This window comes from Staphylococcus sp. CoH_129_LAB_1, assembly GCF_058191515.1.
Window position 1 is genome coordinate 1 of the sequence record NZ_JBXWKZ010000003.1, and the last position, 26,372, is coordinate 26,372.

General features: G+C 32.4%; 26 protein-coding genes. 19 read left to right on the forward strand and 7 right to left on the reverse strand.

All coding sequences use genetic code 11. The annotated features are described in order from the left end of the window. Window positions 1–298: 298 nt before the first annotated feature. A complete protein-coding gene (locus AC2FB1_RS01595) occupies window positions 299–1,465 on the reverse strand; it encodes a hydroxymethylglutaryl-CoA synthase (protein WP_490673528.1) in 1,167 nt (388 codons plus the stop codon). A 112-nt stretch (window positions 1,466–1,577) separates the two neighbouring features. On the opposite strand from AC2FB1_RS01595, the gene AC2FB1_RS01600 reads away from it, so the two are divergent. Together AC2FB1_RS01600 and AC2FB1_RS01605 are read left to right on the forward strand one after the other, a co-directional pair. Then, complete coding sequence (locus AC2FB1_RS01600) at window positions 1,578–2,732, forward strand: thiolase family protein (protein ID WP_490673529.1); 1,155 nt, start codon at window positions 1,578–1,580, stop codon at window positions 2,730–2,732. Between the two features lies 1 nt (window position 2,733). Further along, window positions 2,734–4,011: a hydroxymethylglutaryl-CoA reductase, degradative gene (locus tag AC2FB1_RS01605; protein ID WP_490673530.1), complete on the forward strand. Its 1,278-nt coding sequence runs from the start codon at window positions 2,734–2,736 to the stop codon at window positions 4,009–4,011. A 69-nt stretch (window positions 4,012–4,080) separates the two neighbouring features. Here the strand turns inward: AC2FB1_RS01605 and AC2FB1_RS01610 are convergent, their stop codons facing one another. Next, on the reverse strand, window positions 4,081–4,515 hold the full coding sequence (locus AC2FB1_RS01610; protein WP_490673531.1) for a CHAP domain-containing protein: 435 nt from the start codon (window positions 4,513–4,515) through the stop codon (window positions 4,081–4,083). A 217-nt stretch (window positions 4,516–4,732) separates the two neighbouring features. Next, window positions 4,733–4,948 (reverse strand): sterile alpha motif-like domain-containing protein, encoded by a 216-nt coding sequence (locus AC2FB1_RS01615; RefSeq protein WP_490673532.1) that lies wholly within the window; start codon window positions 4,946–4,948, stop codon window positions 4,733–4,735. Between the two features lie 228 nt (window positions 4,949–5,176). On the opposite strand from AC2FB1_RS01615, the gene cidR reads away from it, so the two are divergent. From cidR to ptsG, 5 genes are all read left to right on the forward strand, one after another. Next, window positions 5,177–6,061, forward strand: coding sequence for a cidABC operon transcriptional activator CidR (gene cidR / locus AC2FB1_RS01620; RefSeq protein ID WP_490673533.1), 885 nt, complete (start codon window positions 5,177–5,179; stop codon window positions 6,059–6,061). Window positions 6,062–6,247: 186 nt separating this feature from the next. Continuing rightward, window positions 6,248–6,637 carry a CidA/LrgA family protein gene (locus AC2FB1_RS01625; protein ID WP_490673534.1) on the forward strand — a complete coding sequence of 130 codons (390 nt, stop codon included), beginning with the start codon at window positions 6,248–6,250 and terminating at the stop codon, window positions 6,635–6,637. 2 nt (window positions 6,638–6,639) lie between these two features. Then, the gene (locus tag AC2FB1_RS01630) at window positions 6,640–7,326 is read left to right on the forward strand and encodes an LrgB family protein (RefSeq protein ID WP_490673535.1); all 687 of its coding nucleotides are present in this window, start codon (window positions 6,640–6,642) and stop codon (window positions 7,324–7,326) included. Between the two features lie 50 nt (window positions 7,327–7,376). Further along, a complete protein-coding gene (locus AC2FB1_RS01635; protein ID WP_490673536.1) occupies window positions 7,377–9,116 on the forward strand; it encodes a pyruvate oxidase in 1,740 nt (579 codons plus the stop codon). A gap of 294 nt (window positions 9,117–9,410) precedes the next feature. Further along, window positions 9,411–11,438: a glucose-specific PTS transporter subunit IIBC gene (gene ptsG / locus AC2FB1_RS01640; protein ID WP_490673537.1), complete on the forward strand. Its 2,028-nt coding sequence runs from the start codon at window positions 9,411–9,413 to the stop codon at window positions 11,436–11,438. Window positions 11,439–11,494: 56 nt separating this feature from the next. Here the strand turns inward: ptsG and AC2FB1_RS01645 are convergent, their stop codons facing one another. Next, complete coding sequence (locus tag AC2FB1_RS01645; RefSeq protein ID WP_490673538.1) at window positions 11,495–11,701, reverse strand: hypothetical protein; 207 nt, start codon at window positions 11,699–11,701, stop codon at window positions 11,495–11,497. Between the two features lie 471 nt (window positions 11,702–12,172). Beyond that, a complete protein-coding gene (locus AC2FB1_RS01650) occupies window positions 12,173–13,225 on the reverse strand; it encodes a zinc-dependent alcohol dehydrogenase family protein (RefSeq protein WP_490673539.1) in 1,053 nt (350 codons plus the stop codon). Window positions 13,226–13,430: 205 nt separating this feature from the next. Between AC2FB1_RS01650 and AC2FB1_RS01655 the strand changes: the two genes are divergently transcribed. Continuing rightward, window positions 13,431–13,757, forward strand: coding sequence for a thioredoxin family protein (locus AC2FB1_RS01655; protein ID WP_490673540.1), 327 nt, complete (start codon window positions 13,431–13,433; stop codon window positions 13,755–13,757). A 53-nt stretch (window positions 13,758–13,810) separates the two neighbouring features. Here the strand turns inward: AC2FB1_RS01655 and AC2FB1_RS01660 are convergent, their stop codons facing one another. Further along, window positions 13,811–14,773, reverse strand: a complete 963-nt coding sequence (locus AC2FB1_RS01660; RefSeq protein WP_490673541.1) for an L-lactate dehydrogenase — start codon at window positions 14,771–14,773, stop codon at window positions 13,811–13,813. Window positions 14,774–14,935: 162 nt separating this feature from the next. On the opposite strand from AC2FB1_RS01660, the gene AC2FB1_RS01665 reads away from it, so the two are divergent. Further along, window positions 14,936–15,913: an alpha/beta hydrolase fold domain-containing protein gene (locus tag AC2FB1_RS01665; protein ID WP_490673542.1), complete on the forward strand. Its 978-nt coding sequence runs from the start codon at window positions 14,936–14,938 to the stop codon at window positions 15,911–15,913. Window positions 15,914–15,960: 47 nt separating this feature from the next. On the opposite strand, the gene AC2FB1_RS01670 is transcribed toward AC2FB1_RS01665, so the two are convergent. After that, window positions 15,961–16,260: a hypothetical protein gene (locus AC2FB1_RS01670; protein WP_490673626.1), complete on the reverse strand. Its 300-nt coding sequence runs from the start codon at window positions 16,258–16,260 to the stop codon at window positions 15,961–15,963. Window positions 16,261–16,599: 339 nt separating this feature from the next. Here AC2FB1_RS01670 and pgsB point away from each other — a divergent pair, with 339 nt between their 5' ends. The 10 genes from pgsB (at window position 16,600) to sdaAA (ending at window position 26,303) form a co-directional block, all read left to right on the forward strand. Then, the gene (pgsB, locus tag AC2FB1_RS01675) at window positions 16,600–17,757 is read left to right on the forward strand and encodes a poly-gamma-glutamate synthase PgsB (protein ID WP_490673543.1); all 1,158 of its coding nucleotides are present in this window, start codon (window positions 16,600–16,602) and stop codon (window positions 17,755–17,757) included. Between the two features lies 1 nt (window position 17,758). Beyond that, entirely contained in the window at window positions 17,759–18,211 is a 453-nt protein-coding gene (gene pgsC, locus AC2FB1_RS01680) for a poly-gamma-glutamate biosynthesis protein PgsC (RefSeq protein WP_002488291.1), read from the forward strand. 23 nt (window positions 18,212–18,234) lie between these two features. Then, window positions 18,235–19,305, forward strand: a complete 1,071-nt coding sequence (locus AC2FB1_RS01685) for a CapA family protein (RefSeq protein ID WP_490673544.1) — start codon at window positions 18,235–18,237, stop codon at window positions 19,303–19,305. Beyond that, a complete protein-coding gene (locus AC2FB1_RS01690; RefSeq protein ID WP_490673545.1) occupies window positions 19,295–19,456 on the forward strand; it encodes a hypothetical protein in 162 nt (53 codons plus the stop codon). Before AC2FB1_RS01685 ends, AC2FB1_RS01690 begins: the two co-directional genes overlap by 11 nt. A 1-nt stretch (window position 19,457) precedes the next feature. Then, a complete protein-coding gene (locus AC2FB1_RS01695) occupies window positions 19,458–21,056 on the forward strand; it encodes a gamma-glutamyltransferase (RefSeq protein WP_490673546.1) in 1,599 nt (532 codons plus the stop codon). 190 nt (window positions 21,057–21,246) lie between these two features. Then, window positions 21,247–22,728 carry a xylulokinase gene (gene xylB, locus AC2FB1_RS01700; protein WP_490673547.1) on the forward strand — a complete coding sequence of 494 codons (1,482 nt, stop codon included), beginning with the start codon at window positions 21,247–21,249 and terminating at the stop codon, window positions 22,726–22,728. A 243-nt stretch (window positions 22,729–22,971) separates the two neighbouring features. Next, window positions 22,972–23,265 (forward strand): sugar ABC transporter permease, encoded by a 294-nt coding sequence (locus AC2FB1_RS01705; protein WP_490673548.1) that lies wholly within the window; start codon window positions 22,972–22,974, stop codon window positions 23,263–23,265. A 390-nt stretch (window positions 23,266–23,655) separates the two neighbouring features. Beyond that, the gene (locus tag AC2FB1_RS01710) at window positions 23,656–24,699 is read left to right on the forward strand and encodes a PTS sugar transporter subunit IIC (protein ID WP_490673549.1); all 1,044 of its coding nucleotides are present in this window, start codon (window positions 23,656–23,658) and stop codon (window positions 24,697–24,699) included. Between the two features lie 2 nt (window positions 24,700–24,701). Further along, window positions 24,702–25,388: a serine dehydratase beta chain gene (locus AC2FB1_RS01715; protein ID WP_490673551.1), complete on the forward strand. Its 687-nt coding sequence runs from the start codon at window positions 24,702–24,704 to the stop codon at window positions 25,386–25,388. A 12-nt stretch (window positions 25,389–25,400) separates the two neighbouring features. Then, window positions 25,401–26,303, forward strand: coding sequence for an L-serine ammonia-lyase, iron-sulfur-dependent, subunit alpha (sdaAA, locus tag AC2FB1_RS01720; protein WP_490673552.1), 903 nt, complete (start codon window positions 25,401–25,403; stop codon window positions 26,301–26,303). Window positions 26,304–26,372: the final 69 nt, after the last annotated feature.

Below are 26,372 nucleotides of genomic sequence, written 5' to 3' on the forward strand. Positions count from 1 at the left end.
TATTCAAAAAATTAAAATTGAACGGTTTAGTTAAGTAATGCTTATTTTATTTGTAAATGCTTGACTAATCGTAGGAAATATAGGAGTGGGGCAGAATTTTTTTGAATTTATTGTTCTTTAGGATCTAACTTGCATTAGGCGTCGACTTTCTTTATGAAAGTCTCTATGTTGGGGCCCATTGAACAATTGATTCATATACATTTTCAATTCAGACCTCGACTGACAACATATTAAAAATGCCTGAGACACTTCACACATTATGTCCCAGGCTTACTTATTAGTATTTGATTGATATAAATTATTCAGGAGTATGGTAGTATCTAATATCATCTTCGATATTTTCTAAGTAAAAGATATCTTTGTCTTCTTCTATGTTTTCAGCTTCGTGATCGAATGATAAATCATCAAAACGTTTGAAGAAAGATTCATATTCTTCTACCGATACTTCTTGACGCTCATTTAATAAAGCTTGATGTGCTTTTTTATCTAAGTGTTGTTCAAACCCTTCCACTACTGTTGCACTAAAGAATTCTCCCACAGAACCTGAACCATAACTAAATAATCCAATCGTTTGCTCTGGCTTTAATGTTTTATTTTCAAGTAATGAAATTAAACTTAAATAAAGGGAACCAGTGTATATATTACCTACATAACGATTATAGTATACAGCATCTTCATAACCAGAAGTTAATCGTGCTTGAGTTGTTTCGTCAGTATCATTAATGATAGAGTCTAGTGCTTTTTTCCCCATTTTTGTAAAAGGTACATGGAAACATAATGATTCAAAGTCAGATAAGGATTTAGATTCACGACGTTTGTACTCATTCCAACTTTCTTGGAATGATTCAATATATGCATCTTTTGATAATGTGCCTGCAACAAGTGGATATTTATGACCAGTTGGTCTCCAGAAATCATACACATCTGCTGTATAAGCAACAGCATCATCATTTAATTGTAAAATACGAGGATGATGTGAAATTAACATTGCAACTGCTCCAGCACCTTGTGTAGGCTCACCACCTGACTCGATACCATAACGTGCTGTATCACTTGCAATAACTAATACTTTTTCGTTAGGACGCTTTGCAAGATAATCTTTAGCAAGTTGAATTGCAGGAGTAGCTGCATAGCAAGCTTCTTTCATTTCAAAACAACGTGCAAAAGGTTGGATATTTAATAAATGGTGAATTTGAACTGCTGCAGCTTTAGCGCTGTCAATGGCAGATTCAGTAGCAACGATAACCATTCCAATATGTTTTTTATCTTCTTCTGATATAATGTCTTTAGCAGCATTAGCTCCCATTGACACGATATCTTGAGATACTGGACTTACTGCCATTTGTGTTTGTCCAATCCCAATTAGAAATTTATTTGGATCAACTTGACGAGCTTCTGCAAGCTTCGCCATGTCTACATAGTATTTAGGGACATAAAAATTGATTTTGTCGATACCTATACTCACAGGCATGTCATCCTTTCGAATAATCTAATTTTAACAATACATTACTCTGTATTTTACCAAAATAAATTACTAAAATACAAATATATATATACTACATGCAAGGAGATAAAGAATGAAACAAATCGCTATTGTAAGTGCTAAAAGAACGCCGATTGGCAGATATAAAGGGAAATTGAGAAATTATTCAGCTGTTGAACTAGGTACAACAGCTTTAAAAGGAGCTATTGAATCGATTGATATCGATCCAGCTCTTATTGAACAAGTTATATTCGGAAATGTCTTACAAAGTGGTGTAGGTCAAAACTCTGCACGACAAATCGCTATTAAATCAGGCATTCCTGAAACAACTCCGGCAATGACGATTAATGAAGTATGTGGTTCAGGACTTAAAGCCATTATTTTAGGTAAACAATTGATTCAATTGGGAGAAGCTAAAGTCGTTGCTGTTGGTGGTGTTGAAAGTATGACTCATGCACCTAAACTTATTTTAAATGAAGGACAAGACCCTGTAGAAAGTTTTATGCATGACGGATTAACAGATGCTTTCCATCATGTTCCAATGGGGATTACTGCTGAAAACATAGCAGAGAAATATAATGTAACACGTGAAATGCAAGATGAGTTTGCTAACCGCTCTCATGCTAAAGCTGCAAAAGCAGTTGAGGAAGGTAAATTTGATAATGAAATTATAAAAATGTTAGATGCTGAAGGTAATGAAATGACTTCTGATGAAGTTATAAGACCAAATAGTAGTATTGAAAAACTATCTACTTTGAAAACAATATTTAAAGAAAATGGTACAGTTACTGGTGGTAATGCCTCAAGTATTAATGATGGATCATCTGCACTTATCTTAATGGAAGTGTCATTTGCAAAAGAACATGGATTTGAAATTCTGGGCATAGTAGGAGATTATGCTGAAATAGGTTGTGACCCACAATACATGGGATATGCACCATTTTATGCAGTAGAAAAATTATTAGAAAAGACACATCTACACATTAATGATATTGATATTGTAGAAATGACAGAAGCATTTGCAGCTCAAAGTATACCTGTTAAGAATCATTTAAAAATTCCTGATAACATTTTAAATATTTATGGTGGCGCTATTGCTTTAGGACATCCTATTGGTGCAAGTGGGGCACGACTTGTTACAACACTTGTGAATGCTTTAGAACAAGAACATCAACATACAGGCATCGCAACAGCTTGCATTGGTGGAGGACTAGGTATTGCTTTAATGATTGAAAAAGGAGCACATTAATATGAAAAGTTTAGATAAAAACTTTCGTCATTTATCACGAGAAGATAAATTACAACAATTAGTAGATTATGGGTGGTTAGATGAAGCGAATTATCAAACATTATTAAGTAATCCACTCATTGATGAAGAAGTAGCAAATAGTCTCATCGAAAATGTCATTGGTCAGGGTACTTTACCAGTCGGCTTATTACCTAAAATGATTGTAGATGAGAAAGAATATGTGGTACCTATGATGGTTGAAGAACCATCAGTTGTTGCTGCTGCGAGTTATGGAGCGAAACTTATTAACCAAACTGGTGGTTTTAAAACTATAAAAAGTGAAAGATTGATGATAGGACAAATCGTATTTGATGATGTTAAAGATACAGAAGACTTAACACAACAAATTCGAAAACGAGAAAATCAAATTAAACACATTTCAGACGAAGCCTATCCTTCTATCGTTCAACGCGGTGGAGGTTATCGTGGTATTGATATAGATGCTTTTCCTAATGAACAGTTATTGTCTCTTAAAGTATTTGTTGATACTAAAGATGCAATGGGTGCAAATATGCTTAATACTATTTTAGAAGCAATAACAGTATATTTGAAAAATGAATTAACAAATCAAGAGATATTAATGAGTATCTTATCTAATCACGCAACGTCTTCTGTTGTACGGGTAGAAGGTGAGATCAATATCAAAGATTTAAATCGTGGTGATTATTCTGGTGAAGAAGTAGCTAAGAGAATGGAACGTGCGTCAGTGCTTGCACAAGTCGATATTCATAGAGCAGCAACGCATAATAAAGGTGTAATGAATGGTATACATGCAGTTGTTCTGGCTACTGGTAACGATACAAGAGGTGCTGAAGCAAGTGCTCATGCTTATGCAGCACGTGATGGTCAGTATAGAGGTATTGCTACGTGGAAATATGATAAAGCACGTGGACGACTTGTTGGCACAATTGAAGTGCCGATGACTTTAGCTATTGTTGGTGGAGGAACGAAGGTATTGCCAATTGCGAAAGCTTCTTTAGATTTACTTAACGTAGAGTCTGCTAGAGAATTAGGACATGTAGTGGCTGCAGTAGGTTTAGCACAAAACTTTTCCGCTTGCAGAGCTCTTGTTTCAGAAGGTATTCAAAAAGGTCATATGAGTTTACAATATAAATCATTAGCTATTGTTGTAGGCGCTAAAGGTGAAGAAATTGCAAAAGTTGCAGAGCAACTTAAACAAGAACCTAAAGCAAATGCCAAAACCGCAGAACGTATTTTAAAAACAATACGCCAATCTTAAAAAAGTCATGAAATTTAGAAATAGAATCTACTCCATTTCTAAATTTCATGACTTATTAGTTTATGTCAATTAGTAAATGTAATTGTAATTACGTGCAGCAGATGCACTAATATAGCGCGTACCATATGCAAGTGGACGATTATAGTTATATTCTGAAACAAGAATTTTTCCATTACTATAAACACGTTCAACGATAGCCACATGACCATAATACCCTGCAGTTGATTGCATAATTGCGTAGCGCTTAGGTCTATGTCCTGTTCTATAACCAGCACGTTGAGCTCTATAGTACCAGTTTTTTGCATTGCCCCATTGATTTGAAACAGGTTTACCTAATTGAACACGACGTTTATATGCCCACCAAGTACATTGATATTTACCATAATAGTTATAACCAGCTGCTTCAGAAGTATGTATATGTTCGACATTTTGATATGTGTAAGTTCCAGTAAAAATAATTGTCGTAGCGAATATTAGACGTAAGATTAATGTTTTAATTTTCATTAAGCTCTCCTCAAAAATTAAATAATTTAAAATCTAAAATAATAATATTATTTAAAAAGTTGCAATACAATATAAGATACAAATTATACAAATAAATGTAATACTTCTGAAATATAAGTAATATATTGTAACTAAACTTTTGCATAAGAAAAGGCGCCACAAGGACGCCTTAGTGAGATGATACTTCCATGTAATGTATAACTACATTTTATTGAAATCATACATTTGTGAATTGGTTAAAAACAGCTAATGCTCTTTTAACACTAGTCACCGGTATGTTTTCAGGACACGGATTTGTACGAAAATATAGCAATATTTCGCTTTGGCTCTTCACATCTTTAGGAAAAGTGTTATCTTGATTAATCCAATTTACCAATTCACCTAATGGTGTGTCATCGCCTATAAAATTTTGCATAAATTCGTAAAAGCTCAATTCATCACCTCATATTCACTTGAGCCGAGTTTGATTATAACATTTTTTACAATTTGAAAATATAGTTTTGTTTTATTTATATGAAAAATAATTTATTTATAAATATTATTTTTCTATAAAGTATATATATTTAAGCACACTTTTTATAAGATTGAGAAGTGAGGAATTTACATTTTCCTTACAAAAATAATGTATAATAAAATCAAAATATTTTAAGAAGGTGAGCAATTGGATATCAAGCATATGAAATATTTTATGGAAGTTGTAAATCAAGGCGGTATGACGAATGCTTCTAAATCTTTATATATTGCTCAACCAACCATAAGTAAAGCAATAAAAGATATCGAAAATGAATTGAATATGCCTTTATTTGATCGACAAAAACGTTATTTAGTTCTGACGGATGCTGGTAAAGTTTTTTACAAAAAATGTGAAGAAATTCTAGCTTTATACGATAACATTCCAAATGAAATTAATGGCTTGCTTGGTTTGGAAACAGGTCATATTAATATTGGAATGTCGGCAGTGATGGATATGCAACAGTTTATTAATATTTTAGCGGAGTTTCATAAATTATATCCGAATGTTACATATAGTCTTAATGAAAGTGGTGGTAAATCAATTGAAAATCGTTTGATTAACGATCAAATTGATATTGGTATTACGACTATTCCAATTGATGAGAATAATTTTGACTATGTGCCTTTATATAGAGAAGACTTAAGGCTTATAGTTAGTGAAGAACATAAGTTAGCTAAACGTTTATCTGTCACTATGGCTGATTTGAAAAATGAAGACTTTATATTATTCAATGAGGATTTTTATCTTAATGATAAAATTATAGCTGCTGCAAAAAATGCTGGTTTTATTCCAAATACAGTATCCAACGTATCACAATGGAACTTTATTGAATATTTAGTAATAGGGCGATTAGGCGTTAGTATTTTACCAGAACATATTGCTAATATGTTAAAAGATAAGGTCAAAAGTATAAAAATCAATGACTCAGGTATGAGATGGGAACTTGGAGCAATTTGGAAGAAAGATAAACTTTTAAGTTATGCAACTTCTAAATGGATAAAATTCATGACAGAAAGATTAGAAAAAAAGTAAATAACTCGTCTTGTTACAAATAGTGAGGTTTCTCACTATTTATTTTAAAAGCGGTTCCATAGAAAATAGCTATAAGTTATATATAAAATCAATATTTTTATAATCAGTCATTATAGATTACAATTTTGAATATAGACTAAAAAATTCGCTGTAACAAATTCGACAAATTTATGGAGGTCAGTCGTTTTGAAAAAAGCATTAAATATTATAGAAATTATTTTTCAAATCGCTTTGGTGGTAGTGCTTAGTATTGTAGGCTCACTGTTGCAAAAATGGCTACATATACCATTAGCGGGAAGTATTATCGGTATGATATTATTTTACATTTTATTACATTTTAACATTATTCGTGTTGAATGGGTTTCTAAAGGGGCCGACTTCTTATTAACCACAATGGTCTTCTTCTTTATTCCTTCAGTTGTAGGAATTATGGATATTGTTTCTAATATCACTACTAATTATATTGTTTTCTTCCTCTTGATTATTATTGGTACAAGTTGTGTGGCACTTGTTTCTGGATATATCGCTGAAACAATGTCCAAGAAAAAACCTCACGTTAAGAAAGGAAATCATTAAAAATGGATATATTAAAAGGCGTTTTAATGATATTATTAACTGTTGTAATGTATAAACTTGCTCAAAAATTACAACAAAAATATAATAACCCATTATTGAATCCAGCATTAATCGGTTCACTTGGAATAATTATTGTTTTACTTTTAACACGACAAAACTATGATGATTACATGATTGGCGGCCAATGGATTAACCATTTATTAAATGCCACTGTTGTATGTCTTGCTTATCCACTTTATAAAAATAAAGATAAGATTGCAGAAAATATTAGTGTCATTTTTTCAAGCGTCATGGCTGGCGTCATACTTAATTTTGTGTTAGTGTTTACTTCGTTAAAGTTATTAGGTTTCTCAGAAGAGACAATCGTAACTATACTACCTAGATCTATCACAGCTGCTGTAGGAATTGAAGTTTCTCAAGAACTTGGAGGCACAGATACAATTACAGTACTGTTTATCATTACTACAGGATTAATAGGTAGTATGATGGGTTCAATGCTACTTAAGGTTGGTCATTTTAAAACATCAATCGCGAGAGGTTTAACATATGGAAATGCATCACATGCTTTTGGAACTGCAAAAGCGTTAGAACACGACATCGAATCTGGCGCATTCAGCTCAATTGGAATGATTTTAACAGCAGTTATTAGTTCAATTCTTATTCCAATTATGATTAAGTTGTTTTACTAAAGGGAATACAGAAAGAAATTGTATATTTAGGAAAGGGGCTATTTAATCAAATGGCGAAGATTAAAGCAAATGAAGCATTAGTTAAAGCACTACAAGCTTGGGATATTGATCACTTATGGGGAATTCCAGGTGACTCAGTTGATGCAGTAGTAGATAATTTAAGAACAGTTCGAGATACTTTCAAATTCTATCATGTACGTCATGAAGAAGTTGCAAGTTTATCAGCTGCAGCATATACAAAATTAACAGGTAAAATTGGCGTGGCTTTAAGTATTGGTGGACCTGGTGTTGTTCACTTATTAAATGGTATGTACGACGCTAAAATGGACCGTGTACCTCAACTTATTATTACAGGTCAAACTAATAGTACATTACTAGGTACAAAATTCTTCCAAGAAACTAATATTTCTAAAATGGTTGATGATGTATCAGTATTCCATCATCAAGTTCAAAAAGGTGACGACTTATTTGAAATTACAAATGAAGCGATTCGTACTGCCTATGAAAAACGTGGCGTAGCTGTTATCATTTGTCCAAATGATTTATTAACTCAAAAAATTAAAGATACTACAAATCGTCCAGTAGATACATCTAGACCAGTATTACCAACACCTTCTTATCGTAGCATTAAAAAAGCAGCTAAATTAATTAATAAAAGTAAAAAACCAGTTATGCTTGTTGGTGTAGGTGCACAAAACGCTTCAACTGAATTACAAGACTTCATTGAAGCTGCTAAAATTCCTGTGATTCATACCTTACCAGCTAAAACTGTTTTACCTGATTCACATCCATATAGTGTTGGTAACTTAGGTAAAATCGGTACTAAAACATCTTACCAAACAATCCAAGATGCTGATTTATTAATTATGGCAGGTACTAACTTCCCTTATACAAGTTATTTACCTAAGAAAAATATTAAAGCGATTCAAATCGATACAAATCCAAACGTAATTGGCGAACGTTTCGATATTAATGTTGGTATTGTAGGTGACGCTAAATTAGCATTCCACCAATTAACTGAATCAATTAAACCAGTACCTCGTCGCTCATTCTTAGACAAAACATTAAAACGTAAAGCTGTATGGGATAAATGGATGGAAAAAGACATGAATAATAATAGTGCTCCAATTCGTCCAGAACGCTTAATGAAAGCAATCAATGATTACAGTAAAGACGATGCTGTATTCTCAATTGATGTAGGTACATCAACAGTTTGGGGTACACGTTACTTAGACTTAAATGTAAATAATAAATTCATTATTTCAGCATGGTTAGGTACAATGGGTTGCGGTCTACCAGGCGCACTTGCTTCTAATATTGCTTATCCAGGCCGTCAAGCAATTGCAATTACTGGTGACGGTGCATTCCAAATGGTAATGCAAGACTTTGCAACTGCTGTTCAATACGATTTACCAATGACAGTCTTCGTATTAAATAACAAACAATTATCATTCATTAAATATGAACAACAAGCTGCTGGTGAATTAGAATATGCCATTGACTTCTCTGATATGGATCATGCTAAATTCGCTGAAGCTGCTGGCGGTAAAGGTTATGTATTAAAAGACCCAAGTCGCATTGATGAAATTGTTGAAGCAGCATTAAATGAAAATGTACCAACTGTTGTTGATGTACACGTTGATCCAAACGCTGCACCATTACCAGGTCAAATCGTTAATGAAGAAGCTTATGGTTATGGTAAATGGGCTTACAGATCTATTACAGAAGATAAAGAATTTGATTTCGATAAAGTACCACCAATCTCTGTAGCTGCTAAACGTTTCTTATAAGAAATAGATTCGACACACTGACGAAAGCAATGCTTTTGTCAGTGTTTTTTTTATTTAATTTAGAAATATAAAACGAGAATCAATTAATGGTTTAAAGGTGTAAAGTTGCATTAAAAACAGTATTGAAAACGCTTTGAAAAATGTATATAATTAATTTGTTAAAAAAGAACTGCGTGTTACTATTCAATTAGGCATAAGCAGATATGTTTCCATTATTTTTGTAATAAATAATGGGCTTATTTGCTTATGCTTTTTTAATGCGTAGATAAGATACATAGAAAGGATTGAAATATAATGTTTAAAAAGCTATTTGGACAGTTGCAACGAATTGGTAAAGCATTAATGTTACCAGTAGCTATATTACCAGCAGCTGGTTTATTATTAGCAATTGGAACAGCTTTTCAAGGTGAAGCATTACAACATTATCTTCCATTTATTAAAAATGGAGTGATTCAAAACATTGCGAACATGATGACAGGTGCTGGCGGTATTATTTTTGATAACTTGCCAATTATTTTTGCACTTGGTGTAGCAATAGGATTAGCGGGTGGAGATGGTGTAGCAGCTATCGCAGCATTCGTTGGATTTATTATCATGAATAAAACGATGGGAGCATTTTTAAATGTAACACCGGGACAATTAAGTGATCCATCGAAAGGATTTGCAAATGTTCTAGGTATACCTACACTTCAAACTGGAGTGTTTGGTGGTATTATCATTGGGGCACTTGCCGCATGGTGTTATAACAAGTTTTATAATATTTCGTTACCTTCGTATTTAGGCTTTTTTGCAGGAAAACGTTTTGTGCCAATCATGATGGCAACCACATCATTTATTTTGGCTTTCCCAATGGCTTGGATTTGGCCATTTATTCAAAATGGTTTAAATACATTTAGTACTGGCTTATTAGAGTCTAATACTGGTTTAGCAGTATTTTTATTCGGATTTATTAAACGTTTATTAATTCCATTTGGCTTACATCATATTTTCCATGCACCATTCTGGTTTGAATTTGGTTCTTGGAAAAATGCAGCTGGAGAAATTATCAGAGGAGATCAACGTATTTTTATTGAACAAATACGTGAAGGAGCACATTTAACGTCTGGTAATTTTATGCAAGGTGAATTCCCTGTAATGATGTTTGGTTTACCAGCAGCAGCATTGGCTATTTATCATACAGCTAAACCCGAGAATAAAAAAGTAGTTGGAGGCTTAATGTTATCTGCTGCTTTAACTTCATTCTTAACTGGTATTACCGAACCATTAGAATTCTCATTTTTATTCGTAGCACCATTATTATTCTTTATACATGCAGTACTTGATGGATTATCATTCTTAACATTGTATTTATTACATTTACACTTAGGATACACATTCTCTGGTGGATTTATAGATTTCGTTTTATTGGGAATTCTTCCAAATAAAACACCATGGTGGATTGTCATTCCAGTAGGTTTAGTTTATGCTGTGATTTACTATGTTCTATTTAGATTCTTGATTGTTAAATTTAACTTTAAAACACCTGGCCGTGAAGATAAAAAAGCTGCTGTGACAAATACGTCTGCCAGCCAATTACCATTTGATGTTTTAGATGCAATGGGTGGTAAAGAAAATATTAAACATTTAGATGCGTGTATTACGCGTTTACGTGTAGAAGTTAATGATAAATCTAAAGTAGATGTTGAAGGATTAAAAACGCTCGGTGCTTCAGGAGTACTTGAAGTAGGAAATAATATGCAAGCGATTTTCGGTCCTAAATCTGATCAAATTAAACATGACATGGCACGTATTATGAATGGTGAGATTACAAAACCAAGTGAAACAACTGTGACTGAAGATACATCAGATGAACCTGTTCAATTGGAAGAGATAAAAGAGACAGATATCTATGCACCAGGTACAGGTCACGTTATTCCACTATCTGAAGTTCCTGACAAAGTATTCTCTGAAAAAATGATGGGTGATGGTATCGGATTTGTTCCTGAAAAAGGTGAAATTGTAGCACCATTTGATGGTACTGTTAAAACAATTTTCCCAACGAAACATGCTATTGGCTTAGAATCAGATACAGGAATTGAAGTATTGATTCATATTGGTATCGATACAGTGAAATTAAATGGTGAAGGCTTCGAAAGTTTAGTCAATGTTAATGAGCCAGTTACACAAGGTCAGCCATTAATGAATATAAACTTAGCATACTTAAAAGAACATGCACCAAGTGTCGTCACACCAGTGATTATTACAAACCAAGACGATAAAACATTAACATTCGATAATGTTGATTCAGTAGATCCTGGTCAGCGCATTATGAAAATTAAGTAATAATAATAAAATCTGCCTGTAGCTTAGTCTACAAGCAGATTTTTTATTATACTGTATTACCATAATTCAATAACACTATAAAGAAGAAGTACCACAATAATGATATTAATCACTTTGTAGAGTTGTTGGTAAAATTGATTCATTAATTGTCCAAATAAACTCCATGTGATTGTACCGACAATGCTTGTCACAATTAATAAAATAGAACGAATATAAGTATGTTCATAGTGAGGTGGCATTAATCCAGTTAAAAAATATAGCATCGCTTTTGAATAAGGATGCTTTTAAAAATGGACGATCTAACGCGTTTTGTGCATGCTTAGGTTTAGAAATAAGTACATGATAAGCTAAATATTATAGATACAGTGTACCTATGATTTTCATAATAATAATAAATATATGCGAATGCTTTAATGGTTCTGAAAATAATAAAGACACACATAAAGTAATCACAATACTAATAAATATACCAAAATTAAAAGGTAACGCTTTTAAAAATCCTTTGCGCTGACTTCAAATATCACCATAATTGTATTAGAGCTTGGTGTAAACGACATAGCGGTTAAAAATAGAATATAAGAGAAAATCATAGGTCAACGTTTTATTAGGATAAAGTATATTCTACTATTAAAAAACAAACGATAATTAAAATTTTAGATAATTTAGAAAGGTATAAATTAATAAAATAGAAAAATCTTGGAAAGTAATCTGCACTTTCCAAGATAAATATATAGTTATTTAGTAATATCATTCTCAATTAATAATTTGATAGCTTTATGATCTGTAGCATTTCTAAACAAGTCATAAGCATTTTCAATTTCGCTTAATTTACTGTAATGCGTTACGAGTTGTTCAGGTTGAATAATTTTAGATTTTAGAGCTTCTAATAATTCTTCAGTGGTATTAGCAGAAACTAAACCAGTTGTAACATTAATATTTTTAATCCATAACTTTTCGATATCAAATTGAACAGGTAAACCGTGAACACCCACATTAGCAATTGTTCCATCGACACCAATCAACTTTTGGCATAAATCAAATGTTGCTGGAATACCAACTGCTTCAATAGCAACATCGACACCACGATAATTTATATCTTTTACTTGTTTAATTGCTTCATTCACATTACTAGAATTAATTGTATGAGTAGCACCAAATTTTTTGGCAGTAGCTAAACGATTATTATCTAAATCAATCATAATAATTTTTGAAGGAGAGTAGAATTGAGCAGTTAATAAAACAGATAATCCAACTGGTCCCGCACCTACAATAGCAACAGTACTACCAGGCTTTACTTTTCCTTTTAAAACACCAATCTCATAACCGGTCGGTAAAATATCTGAAAGCATCACGAGTGCTTCATCAGGTAAAGAAGTAGGGGCATGATATAAAGAATTATCTGCAAAAGGGACTTTCACATATTCTGATTGAGTACCGTCAACAAGATGTCCTAATATCCATCCACCACCATTTTCACAATGAGCATAGATTCCTTTTTTACAGTAATAACATTTACCACAAGATGAGATACAAGACACAATCACTTTATCGCCGACTTTGAAGTTATTTACATTAGAGCCAACTGATTCAACAATACCGATACCTTCGTGACCTAATGTTGTATTTTTAGGAACTTCAGGTGTATCACCTTTAATAATATGTAAATCAGTACCACAAATTGTTGTTTTGACCATTCTAATAATAGCGTCAGTACTTTCCGTAATAACTGGTTTTTCTTTATCGACGAGCTTAGCTACGCCAGGTTTTTCATAGATGTAAGCTTTCATGTTGATTCCTCCAATATATTGTGAATTATTTCACAATATATTATATCATTAATTTAATAAGATGTATTTATTTTGAAGATAAAATAATTGAACGATATTTGTTCTTATTTAAAAAGAGGATTACAGATGAAAAAATAAGTGCAACATCGTAAAATAAATATGTATAAGAGAACCAGACTGTTAATTTAAATAAGTAGGTGAAAAAATGACTCAAAATATTGAAAGTATAGAACAATTTCATCAATTTATTCAAACGTATCGATTAGTGGTTATTCATGTTATGCGGAATCATTGTTCTGTATGTCATGCTGTATTGCCACAAATCGAAGATATCGTAAATGACTATCCTGAAGTACATTTTGCTGTTATTAATCAATCAAATGTAGAAGCAATTGCGGGAGAATTATCTATATTTACTGTTCCAGTGGATTTAATATTTTTTGACGGAAAAGAAATGCATCGACAAGGTCGTTTTATCGATATGCAAGATTTTGAGCGTCAATTAAGTTTAATACATGAAAGTTTAGAATAAGTCAAAAACGCCTAAACACGTTAAATTAAAATATTGTGTTTAGGCTTTTTTAATTATTTATTTAAGATTGATTCAATAATAGTATCAGCACGTTGTTGATGCTCTAAAATAATATTACTTGATTGTTTGAAACGAGTAAGCTCGTCATCATCTAATTTTAGTTCAATCACACGATCAGCACCATTACCATTAATTACTGTTGGTGTTCCAATATATAGATGATTTAAGCCATATTCACCTTCAAGATAACTTGAAACATTCATAATCACATTTTTATTAAATAAAATAGCTTCTACAATACGTACTAGACTAAGTGATATGCCAAAATTAGTAGTCCCTTTTCGAACATAAATATCATAACCCACTTGAGTGGTTTGTGAGGCGATAGATTGTTTGAAGGCGGTTTGGTCTACCCCTTTATTTAGTAAATCAAGTACAGTTTCCCCAGCAATTTGAGCATGAGACCAAACAGCTACTTGAGAATCACCATGTTCGCCAATAACAGGAGCATAGACATTTTGTGGGGCAACATCAAACGTACGACTTAAGAAAAATTCGAAGCGGGCTGTATCTAATGAAGTACCTGATCCAATAATTTTATTTTTAGGAAATTGAGATACGCGTTTTACGACATAACTCATAATATCGACGGGATTAGATGGAAGTACAAAATAACCATCAAAACCATGAGCAATGACTTTTTGAATCATAGGCACAAAGATATTTACATTATCTTCTAATAATTTTAAACGTGTGTCGCCTTTATCTAATTTCGCACTTGCACAGATTACGACGATATCAGCATCATTACAATCACTATAAGAACCAAGATGTACATCTACAAACTTATCCCCAAAAGGCGTTGCATGATTTAAATCCCATACATCTGCTTTCGCTTTATCTTCATCAATATCAATAATAGCTAGCTCATCGACTAGTCCTTTAGCTACTATGGCATGTGCAAAAGTAGAACCGACGAAACCACTGCCAATAAGTACAATTTTATTTCGTTTCATGTATCATAACCTACTTTCTTTGTGTAATTTAAAAATTCTGATAATTAATTTTAGAATAGCACTTCTAATAATTTTTTTAAATCTTTAAAAGTGAAATAAGCTATTTACTAAAAGATAATGTTTTTGAGGTATATAATAATATAAAGTATAGGAGGTTAAAAAATGAAAAAACGACTATTAACCGTAGCAACATCTGCTATTCTTGGTACTTTAGCGTATATTAAAGTAAAAGAAAAACGCAGTTATCAAAGTTTTATTACTGAAAAATATATTCGAATGTCTGGAATGAAAAAAACATTCGAAAATATAAATGATGCTAAACAAGCATTAGAAGAAGTTAAACCGTTAACAGCTGGTAAATATGCTGGTACGAATTATGAATTTAAACATCGTGAGCATACTCGAAGTATTAATGGTTCAGTCACATATATTGTTAATGATAAAAGAGAACGTCATCAAGACGTGGTGCTTTATATTCATGGTGGTGCATGGTTCCAAGATCCATTAGAAAACCATTTTGATTTTATTGACCAACTTGCTGGAGAATTGGATGCTCGAGTAATTATGCCAGTGTATCCTAAAGTACCTCATCGAGATTATCGTACAACTTTTGAATTATTAAAAAATATTTATCAAAAAGAAATATTAGAGGTTGAAAATCCAAAACATATGACAATAATGGGAGATTCTGCTGGGGGTCAAATTGCGCTATCCTTTGCACAGTATCTTAAAAAAGAAACATCATTACCACAACCAGGACATATTGTGATGATTTCTCCAGTTCTCGATGCAACATTTAGTAATCCAGAAGCTAAAACATATGAGAAAATAGATCCTATGTTAGGCATTGAAGGCAGTAAATACTTCGTTAAATTGTGGGCTGGCGACACACCGATGGATAATTATAAAATATCTCCAATTAATGGAGACTTAGAGGGACTCGGACGAATATCTATATTTATAGGTACGAAAGAAACGTTATATCCAGATGCATTAAAACTCTCTAAAATGTTAAATGATAAAGGAATTGAGCATGATTTTACACCTGGTTATAACTTATTCCATATATATCCTATTTTCCCATTACCAGAACGTCAAAAGTTCTTCGCACAACTTAAATCTATGTTGGCAATGAAATAATTTTTATGTGACTTGATAATGAAAATAAAAACAGATCCTAATGTTAACTATTCTTTAACGTTAGAATCTGTTTTTTTATTATTAGAAGTCATAGATTGATGGGAAGAAGTGATTCTTTCATTTTCCACCTCTCCACTCATATGTGAAGCACTGTGGTCTACTTTATTTAAGTCTTGATTTGAATCTTTAGAGACATTGTTTATATAACGATGATCAGTATCTAACACAGAATTACTCATGTCATTTCCTTGTAGACTACCAATTAGAATAAATACGAGATAACTAGAACAAGCCAGTAAAACTAAAGCAAGATAAATGCCGACTGCAATTTTAACAGGTTTAGTCATAGGTTTATCCATTTATGTCCTCCTATGGTTATAGCGATATTTACTTATAAATTAACATGAGATGTTTAAGCGAATGTAAATAAGAAGTAAATATTTATCAAGATATACTTAATAAACGGAATGTAATTTAATTTTCAAAAAATAATTCAAATTAATCAATAAAGTTATATCAAAGATATTTATATTATTTAAAAATTTTTATAATTTTATGCTGTTCTTAACAGTATATTTACATTTTTAAAATTGACTAAATATAAAGATGATAGCATACCCTTATTAAAGTGTTTAACCTATTAATTTTAGTGAATTAAAAATATTTTTAAAGAGAGGGCCAATAACTTGATTCTCATTATAATTTGTATCGTTCTGATACTATGGCTTGGAATTAGAGAGAAAAAACGACATACACACCGCCTAGAAAAGATTCCTCTACGAATAAATATTAATGGTATCCGTGGTAAATCCACAATTACAAGAATGGTTTATAGTATTTTGCGTGAAGACCATTATCACGTAATCGGTAAAACAACTGGAACAGATGCAAGAATGTTATATTGGTTTACTGAAAAAGAGTATCCTGTTATTCGAAAACCGCAAGGAGCAAATATTGGCGAACAACGAGATATTGTACAAAAAGTAGTAAAGCAAAAAGCGAATGCCCTTGTAAATGAATGTATGGCCGTAAATCCGGATTATCAAATTGTTTTCCAAGAAGATTTAGTTAAAGCTAATATAGGCGTTATCGTCAATGTTATGGAAGATCACATGGATGTATTAGGTCCGACTCTTCAGGATATTGCACAAGCATTTACTGCGACTATCCCACGAAAGGGAAAATTAGTAGTAATGAAAGATGAGTTTACAGATTTTTTTGCTAAAGAAGCTAAAAAACGTAAAACAGAACTTATTGTTGTAGATAAAAATGATGTACCTGAATCATATTTGAGAAAATTTAATTATTTAGTATTTCCTGACAATGTGGCTATTGCCTTAGGTGTTGCACAAGCAGTAGGTGTCGATAAAGATGTTGCATTACGTGGTATGTTAAATGCACCTCCTGATCCGGGAGCAGTTGAAATTAAGTATTTCAATGCAAATAACACACGAAATGTATTTGTTAATGCTTTTGCCGCTAATGAACCTCAGTCTACAAAAGCTATATTAAATAAAGTGGAATCTTATGATTATCCTTATACAAAAAAAGTAGTCATTCTTAACTGTCGTTCTGATAGAGTAGATCGAACGAGACAATTTGTTGAGAACTTTATCGAAGATGTAGATTTCGATACATTAATTTGTACGGGAAAAAGTACGCAAATGGTTACAGATTTAATGCAACATCTACCTGAAAAGACATACATAAATCTTGAAAATCATGATTTTTCAGATATAGAAAAAGCGATTCTTAGTGAATCACATCAGGCACTCATATTTTGTGTTGGAAATATTCATGGTCCAGGTGGAAAAATAGCAGAATTTATAGAAGGGATAGAATAAAATGATAGGTTCGGAGTTATACTTTTCCCTATTTGTTGGTATTGTATTAAGTTTAATTTTTGCAGAAAAATTTGGGATTAATCCCGCAGGTCTTGTTGTACCTGGTTATTTAGCCCTTATTTTTGATCAACCCATTATGTTACTATCTGTGTTGGTCATTAGTTGTCTCACTTATTTTATTGTTACGTTTGGTATTAGTAGATGGGTCATTCTTTATGGTAGACGTAAATTTGCAGCGATGATTTTAACTGGTATGGTTCTAAAGTTTATTTTTGATTTAATTTATCCACTCACTCCATTTGAAGTTGTGGAGGTTTCAGGTATCGGAGTTGTTATTCCTGGTATTATTGCCAATACCATTCAAAAACAAGGTGTTGTAATAACATTAGCTACGACAATGTTATTAACATGTATTACTTATGTCATCTTGTTCTTATATAGCTTTATTAATTAATCGCGAGCGAGGAGCGCATAATAATGAAAAAGAAAAAACGATTATCAGCGAGCGAATGGTTACTTAAGCAATCGAAACGACATAAACGAAGAAACTTTTTGTATACGTTTATTGTCTTAGTTATCGCAATAGTACTTCTAATTTTTGCTATTCGAGCTGTTAAAGTTGAACCTGTAGAGGCGATGCCACATTCGGGTAATAGTATTAGAAATACATATTTAGGAAATATCACTTTGAATAATGACATCAGAAAAGTCAATTTAAATGACGTTTTTAAAAGTTTAAGACAGCCATTACAACAAAGTGATTTTTCCACAGCTTCTTTATATGTGAACCAATTTTCTAAAAATCCTAAAGAAAATATAAACAAAAACATAGAAAATATTATGTTTCTGAAAAAACAAAATATCAAAAGTGTGAACTTAATTAATAATACGATTGATAATGTACAAGCTCAAGATTTATCTAAAAAAGTCGAAGCACAAACTGATTATAATTTTTTAACTGGCAATGGTTCGAATCCTATTAATAGTAAAACAGTACAACAAAAAGTTAAAAATAAAAAAGTTGCTAATGTTTCTTTCACAGATATTGAATCATATTATGAAGATCCTTTGAAAAATACGACATCGATTAGTTTAGATCCTAAAATTTTTGTACCTTTAATTAAAAATTTAAAAGAAAATAATGATCTCGTTGTTGTCAATGTGGATTGGGGTATTCCTAACGAACGTAATGTCACAGATCGCCAAAAAGCTTATGCTCATGCATTAGTTGATGCGGGTGCAGATGTAATCATTGGCCACAATACAGTTATACAGAAAATTGAGAAGTATAAGCATTCTAGTATTTTTTATAGTTTGGGTAATTTAACTTCAGATGATTTTCTGTCAAAAAATCAAAAAAGTATAGTGGTTCAACATGATTGGGATGGTCAGCATCATCAATTTCAAATCACACCTGTTCGCTCTGCAGATGGAAAATTAACAAAAGATAAAATGAATGGTATAGAGTCAAAACGTTATTACAATAATATTAAAGATAAAACGATTCATCTGAAAGAAAAGAATGGAGGGTATTCTTTTGAATATTAAACAACATTGGTTGCCTATTGTTACGACACTCATTATTATTGTTATTTTATTAATGATTACGTTTGCTAGGACAAATGAAGGTCTCGATAAGTACGAAAAAAATGAATTAAATAAAGCCACGGAGCAATATTTATCTAAAGGGGCCAAGTAGTATGAATATCTATAACAAAATGACACTATCAGTCATTTTAGTGATTACAATTTTAATCTCATTTACGTTTTATTTTTTTAATAAAGAAGATAAACCTGATAAAGATGATTTGTATGAAAATAAGATTGCTAACCGTAAATCAGCAGCATCTGGTGATAAAAAAACATATGGTGTCGCTTCAAATAATGCTATCGCCACAAGTGTAGGTAATAAAATTATTGAAGATGGCGGCAATGCAGTTGACGCAGCTGAAGGCGTCGCTTACGCGCTTGCAGTAACAGAACCTCATTCATCTGGACTAGGTGGCGGGGGTGCTACACTTACATACGATGGAAAAAATGGAGAAGAACCTCGCATGTATGAATATAAAACGATATCTTCATTTAATTACAAAAAAGGAGATAAGATAGGAACGCCAGGTTTTGTACGTGGTCTACATGACATGCATGAAAAAGAAGGTAAAATGGATGAGAAAAAAATCTTAAACTATGTCATTCCATTAGCTGAAGATGGCTTTGAAGTAGATTCAGAGTTAGAACGCAGCTTAAAATTATTTGGATCTGATATTGATCGAAACTCTCCTTTCTTTAAAGGTAAACGTACAGTTCGTGAAGGTGCAATTGTAAAACAACCTGCTTTAGCCAATACTTTAAAGAAAATTCGAGATAAAGGACCGGATTATTTTTATAATCATATTGGAAAAAGTGTATCTAAACAATTAAAAAATCAACTCACTGAAGAGGATTTTAAACAGGTAAAAACAGAAGAAAAGAAACCTATAAGTACAAAATATTTAAACAATACTGTTTATGCTGCATCTAACCCACTAGGTGGGATCTTAATGGAACAAGGTTTGAAGATTGATGAAAGTTTAAACTCTGAAAATGATCGTACAGACTTTATTACAGGGATTATCAAATCTCGTGATATCATGTATCGAAATAGAGATATTGTTAATGGAAAAGAACCTAGTAGTAATACATACTTGTCTCAAGATTATTTACTAGATAAGATTAACGGTATCAATTTTGATGCACAAGGTAGTGATTTCAATACACAACGTATTGATAATACGAGTACAACACATTTTGTAGTAATTGATAAAAACGGTAAGTTAGCAAGTACTACAAATACATTATCTAGTTTCTTTGGAGCGGGTAAATTTGTTAAAGAAGGTTTTTACATGAACAACTCGCTAACAAACTTTTCAACAGATCCAAGCAGTCCAAACTATGGTGAGAAACATAAAGCACCACGTTCTTATACGTCACCTACCATTATTGTAGGAGCAGACTTTTATATGGGGATTGGTACACCAGGAGGAAATAAAATTCCAACGATTCTTAATGAAGTTATTGTCGACTATTTAAGAGGAAATGGCACATTACAAGAATCTATCAATAAACCACGTTTCTATAATGATGGTGGTACGATTTTCTATGAAAATGCTATGAAAGATGAAGATGTCAATATTTTCAAAAGTTTAGGATTTGGTGTAGAAGAAAAACGTAACGATCCTAACTTTGGTAGTGTGCAAGGTGCCGTTTATAATAAGAATGATAGAACAGTGGAAATTGGGCATGATGTAGGGAATAGATAATAAAAAAGGACAAAAATCAATCGATTTTTGTCCTTTTTTTATTTACTCAAAATAAGTATTGAAATAATTATTTAAAACGCTATCATAAATACATAGATAGCTAAATTTAATTTATTTACAATAGAAAATATAAAAATAATAAATTGTCGTTAATATAATTATATGAATAGTGATATAAAGGGTGAGTCGTATGAAAGAAGCAGTATTAGGTATTGATCTTGGAACTAGCGCAGTTAAAATTATTGCGGTAAATCAAACAGGCCATGTGATTACTTCAACAAGCGTGCCTTTAAATTTAATACAATCCCAACCTGGACATAGCGAACAAGATCCAAAGGAATGGTTTAATGCAGTTAAAACAGGCTTATATCGGTTAAATCATTCTGATGAAATGAAAAGGTATAAAGTGAAAGGCATCTCATTCTCAGGTCAAATGCATGGGCTAGTAGCCCTAGATAAAGAAGGTCACCCTGTACGCCATGCTATCCTTTGGAATGATACACGTAATTCAGAACAATGTAAGCAAATTAGATCGGTTTATGGAGAGCGATTAAATGGAAATCCGATTCTCGAGGGTTTTACACTTCCTAAGATGATGTGGGTACGTACTCACGAGCCTGAACTATGGAAGAAAGTCGATGTGTTCGTTCTTCCTAAAGATTATGTACGTTATTGTTTAACGGGTAAAGTTCACATGGAATATTCTGATGCTGCAAGTACGCTCCTTCTTAGTCCAAAAACGCATGATTGGTCAAAAGACGTTGGAGATACATTTGATATAGGAGATGTTTATCCATCACTTGTGAAATCCACAGACGAAGTTGGAACTATTCAAGAACCCTTAGCGAGTGAACTTGGTTTTAGATCTCCAGTAAAAGTATTTGCTGGGGGCGGAGATAATGCCTGTGGCGCAATTGGGGCAGGTATAATCAATGATAATGATACATTATGTAGTATTGGTACTTCTGGTGTAATCGTAAACGTAGAAAAAAGTAATCAAACGCACTATAAAAATAATATACATTTTTTTGATCATAGTGTTCCAAATACATATTATGCAATGGGAGTAACGTTGGCTGCAGGATATAGTCTTAATTGGTTAAAGAGAACATTTTTTGATAACGATACGTTTGATGAAATTGTTAAACAAGCGAGTATCTCTTCAATAGGTGCAAATCGTTTATTATTTGCGCCTTACCTAGCTGGTGAGCGTACACCATATGGCGATGCATTTATTCGAGGGAGTTTCATTGGTATTAGCGGTAACCATTCTAAATCAGACTTTGCACGAGCGGTATTAGAAGGTATTACCTTCTCTTTATATGATTCGATTCAATTGATGAGAGAAGCGGGAAAAGAAATTACGCATATTACTTCAATTGGTGGAAGCGCAAAAAGTGAATTTTGGCTCCAAATGCAAGCTGATATTTTTAATGCGTCTATTCGAAAATTGAAACATGAAGAAGGACCAAGTATGGGTGCAGCAATGATTGCGGCGTATGGGTTACAATGGTTTGATTCTTTTGATGACTGTGTAGCACAATTTATAGACGTTGAACATATATATGAACCTAATTTGCAACGACATCAACAATATGAATCTTATTACAATATTTATAAACAAATCTATCAACATACACATCAACTTACAGAAGCGTTATTAAAGACTTAAAGCGTTTAGCACATGATTATTTAGAAAGAAACTCGAAGAATCAGATGACAAAGTAGGGACAGATACCATTTTTGTGTCTCTACTTTTTAATAGTAAATTCTCATTGGTATCCCTTGTTATAATTAAAATATTATATTTTATAACAAATATATTGACAAAAATCTAATATAGATATTAAATAATATATATAAATTCCTCATTCCAAATAACACTATCTGTTAAGTATGGAAAGGAGTGATAGTTATGAACGATACTAATTTCATTGATCAACTATCACACGTAAATATGATTGAGAACCTTTATTTAAATTCCAATGATTTAAAACCCTCTATGAATCTTTTCCTAAATTTATTATTTAAACGATTATTACTAGAATACTATTTATACATTCGTACAATTTATAATAAGTATGCATTTTTAGAAACGCCATTTCTATCCTTTCAACTTTTTTTCAACGATTTTCATGATTTATTTTATATCATGTATACACTCATCGATACGCAAAATATAACAACTTATTCTAACGTTTTAGAATAGTAAAACTATATAAGTTAAGTATGCTTGTATGTATAAGAAATCCTCCTCTGTTAAGAAACAGAGTGAGTAAGAAAGCAATAAATAATTGATAAAATTCAAGTAAGTGGTGAACATTCATATTACTAAAAGATGAATTATAATTGAGTGTATTTATAAACATCTTTTTCAGTAGAAGTGAGTATATTTCTCATTTCTACTGTTTTTTTTATGAACAGAATTAATATTTTGAGTCTAATTTTTTTATATAAAAATTAAATTCGTCAAAATACTTAAAATGTGAATTATTTCACAAATAAATTTTGGGTTTACTATATTAGGTGTTGAAAACGTTTTCCGACAGGTGTACTATGACATTGGCTAGGAAATTAGAGAGAAAGAGGTTATTGGGAAATGAATATTATTTTAGGCGTTGGGACTCTTGTATTAGTATTAATTGTAATGACACTTTTCTTAAACTTTGCACCATATGGGAAACAAGGATTACAAGCACTGTCGGGAGCAGCCTGTGCGACTTTCTTACCACAAGCATTCTTAAGTTATGCGATAGGTGGCGTTTTCCATATTCACTTCTTCCAAGTGATTGGAGATTTAGCAGGAAGTTTAGCTGGCGTTGCAGTAGGGATTTTGACATGTGTTAATTTAGGTATTTCCCCAGTATTTGCAGTTATCGTTGGTTTAGTATTACATGATTTTAAATTATTACCAGCATTTATTGCAGCGTATGTTATTTCATTTGGTATTAAATTTATTGAGAAGAAAGTACCAGAAGGGTTAGACTTAATTACAGTTATTTTAATTGCTCCAGCTGTTGCATTTGGCTTAGCAACGGTAATTAGCCCAGGCGTAATGGCTGTATTGCAACAAATTGGTGGCGCAATTACTGCTGTAGGAGATAGTAATCCATACGCTTTAGCAGTGATACTTGGATTAGTAATTCCAGTTACAGGTATGACACCATTAAGTTCAATGGTACTGACAAGCTTATTAGGTTTAACAGGTGTACCAATGGCAATCGGTGCATTAACTTGTACAGGGGCTTCATTTGTTAACTACGTGATGTTTAGTAGATTAAAAATTGGTGGACCATCTAAAGCATTTGCAGTTTTTGTTGAACCGCTCACTCAAATTGATTTAATTGCTAAATATCCATTACAATTATATGGAACAAATGCCTTGATTGGTGTAGTAAATGCATGTATTGTAACATTTAGTGGACTAGTAATAAATGTAAAAGGTATGGCTACACCAATTGCTGGTGCGATTGTATTGTTTGGCTTTAATACGCCTGTAAAAACAGTAATTACAATCATTGCTGTAGCAATTTCAAGTATCGTTTTGGCGTTCATTATCAGTACATTGATTAAAAAATTCAACCTTATGGATTTATCTATCAAATTACCATCTAAACAAAAACAACCTAAGGAGAGTGTTTAAGAATGGCTACTAAAAAAAGTTATGACTATCAAAGTGCATTTGATATTATAGGTCCAGTAATGATGGGACCTTCAAGTTCTCATACAGCTGGAGCAGTAAAAATAGGGAATGCTGCTTTTAATGTATTAGGAAGTATTAAACCAGAAAAATTAGCAATTCATTATTATGAATCATTCGCAAAAACACACCAAGGGCATGGCACAGATTTAGCAATTGTAGGTGGTGCAATGGGTTACAGTACATTTGATAGTCGAATCAAAGACTCATTAACTATAGCTAAAGATTTAGGTGTTCATGTTGATATTATTGAAGAAGATGGAGAAAGCATCGGAGAACATCCAAACTGTGCATATTTAATTGCTGAAGCAAATGGACGTCACATTGAAGTGATTGGTAATTCTATAGGTGGCGGTACCATTAAATTAAGAAGAATTAGTGTTGAAGGTATAGATGTTAACTTTAATCATGGCTTACCCATATTAGTCATGGATGGATCAAAAAATAAGTCAGAAGTGAATCATTTCTTAAATGAAGTAAATGAACTTGGCTTAAGCATAGATGAAGAATTGGTTGAAACAGATAGTGATAATAGTTTAGTTGTTTTACCTTTAATCAAAGCAATCAAAGAATCAACATTAAATCAAATTAAAGAAAAATATAAACACTTAAATATATCCTATATTAAATAGAGGAGGATTAAAATGTTCGATTCAATTAGAGAAACTATAGATTATGCTGTTGAAAACAATATGTCATTTGCGGATATTATGATTCAAGAAGAAATGGAATTATCAGGTCAGTCTCGTGATGAAGTTAGAGATTTAATGAAACAAAATTTACAAGTGATGCGTGATGCTGTAGTTAAAGGAACTACAGGAGATGGAGTAGAAAGTGTCACAGGTTATACGGGACATGATGCAGCTAAAATTCGTGATTACAACGAAAATCATCATGCTTTATCAGGTCATGAAATGATGGAAGCAGTTAAAGGTGCTGTAGCAACAAATGAAGTGAATGCGGCTATGGGTATTATTTGTGCGACACCGACAGCTGGGTCCTCCGGTACGATTCCGGGCGTGTTATTTAAATTAGAAAAGACACATGGTTTAACAGAAGATCAAATGGTTGATTTCCTATTTGTTGCATCATTATTTGGACGTGTAGTTGCAAATAATGCAAGTGTTGCTGGAGCAACTGGAGGATGTCAAGCAGAAGTAGGTTCAGCATCAGCTATGGCAGCAGCTGCTGCAGTATCTGTCTTTGGCGGTGAACCAGAAGCTTCAGGACATGCGATGGCATTAGCAATTAGTAACTTGTTAGGTCTTGTATGTGATCCAGTTGCTGGACTTGTTGAAATTCCATGCGTCATGCGTAATGCAATTGGTTCAGGAAATGCCTTGATTTCAGCAGACTTAGCATTAGCTGGTGTGGAAAGTAGAATTCCAGTCGATGAAGTCATCGAAGCGATGGATAAAGTAGGACGAAACTTACCAGCACAACTTAGAGAAACTGGGCTTGGTGGCTTAGCAGGTACACCAACAGGAGAAGTCATTAAACGAAAAATCTTTGGTAATGCAGAAGACCCAGTAAATAGTTTTTCATAATATTTAAAATCCTAAACCATTCTTGGATGACAACATATTCAAGAATGGTTTTTTTATGCCTTTAATTAT

Coding starts and splice junctions, on each gene's coding strand:
- sdaAA (WP_490673552.1), top strand. CDS start 25,401: ATGTTCGATTCAATTAGAGAAACTATAGATTATGCTGTTGAAAACAAT.
- AC2FB1_RS01605 (WP_490673530.1), top strand. CDS start 2,734: ATGAAAAGTTTAGATAAAAACTTTCGTCATTTATCACGAGAAGATAAA.
- ptsG (WP_490673537.1), top strand. CDS start 9,411: ATGTTTAAAAAGCTATTTGGACAGTTGCAACGAATTGGTAAAGCATTA.
- AC2FB1_RS01670 (WP_490673626.1), bottom strand. CDS start 16,260: ATGACTAAACCTGTTAAAATTGCAGTCGGCATTTATCTTGCTTTAGTT.
- AC2FB1_RS01635 (WP_490673536.1), top strand. CDS start 7,377: ATGGCGAAGATTAAAGCAAATGAAGCATTAGTTAAAGCACTACAAGCT.
- AC2FB1_RS01665 (WP_490673542.1), top strand. CDS start 14,936: ATGAAAAAACGACTATTAACCGTAGCAACATCTGCTATTCTTGGTACT.
- AC2FB1_RS01660 (WP_490673541.1), bottom strand. CDS start 14,773: ATGAAACGAAATAAAATTGTACTTATTGGCAGTGGTTTCGTCGGTTCT.
- AC2FB1_RS01715 (WP_490673551.1), top strand. CDS start 24,702: ATGGCTACTAAAAAAAGTTATGACTATCAAAGTGCATTTGATATTATA.
- AC2FB1_RS01705 (WP_490673548.1), top strand. CDS start 22,972: ATGAACGATACTAATTTCATTGATCAACTATCACACGTAAATATGATT.
- AC2FB1_RS01655 (WP_490673540.1), top strand. CDS start 13,431: ATGACTCAAAATATTGAAAGTATAGAACAATTTCATCAATTTATTCAA.
- AC2FB1_RS01695 (WP_490673546.1), top strand. CDS start 19,458: ATGAATATCTATAACAAAATGACACTATCAGTCATTTTAGTGATTACA.
- AC2FB1_RS01650 (WP_490673539.1), bottom strand. CDS start 13,225: ATGAAAGCTTACATCTATGAAAAACCTGGCGTAGCTAAGCTCGTCGAT.
- AC2FB1_RS01630 (WP_490673535.1), top strand. CDS start 6,640: ATGGATATATTAAAAGGCGTTTTAATGATATTATTAACTGTTGTAATG.
- AC2FB1_RS01610 (WP_490673531.1), bottom strand. CDS start 4,515: ATGAAAATTAAAACATTAATCTTACGTCTAATATTCGCTACGACAATT.
- AC2FB1_RS01710 (WP_490673549.1), top strand. CDS start 23,656: ATGAATATTATTTTAGGCGTTGGGACTCTTGTATTAGTATTAATTGTA.
- AC2FB1_RS01685 (WP_490673544.1), top strand. CDS start 18,235: ATGAAAAAGAAAAAACGATTATCAGCGAGCGAATGGTTACTTAAGCAA.
- AC2FB1_RS01600 (WP_490673529.1), top strand. CDS start 1,578: ATGAAACAAATCGCTATTGTAAGTGCTAAAAGAACGCCGATTGGCAGA.
- pgsC (WP_002488291.1), top strand. CDS start 17,759: ATGATAGGTTCGGAGTTATACTTTTCCCTATTTGTTGGTATTGTATTA.
- xylB (WP_490673547.1), top strand. CDS start 21,247: ATGAAAGAAGCAGTATTAGGTATTGATCTTGGAACTAGCGCAGTTAAA.
- AC2FB1_RS01645 (WP_490673538.1), bottom strand. CDS start 11,701: ATGCTATATTTTTTAACTGGATTAATGCCACCTCACTATGAACATACT.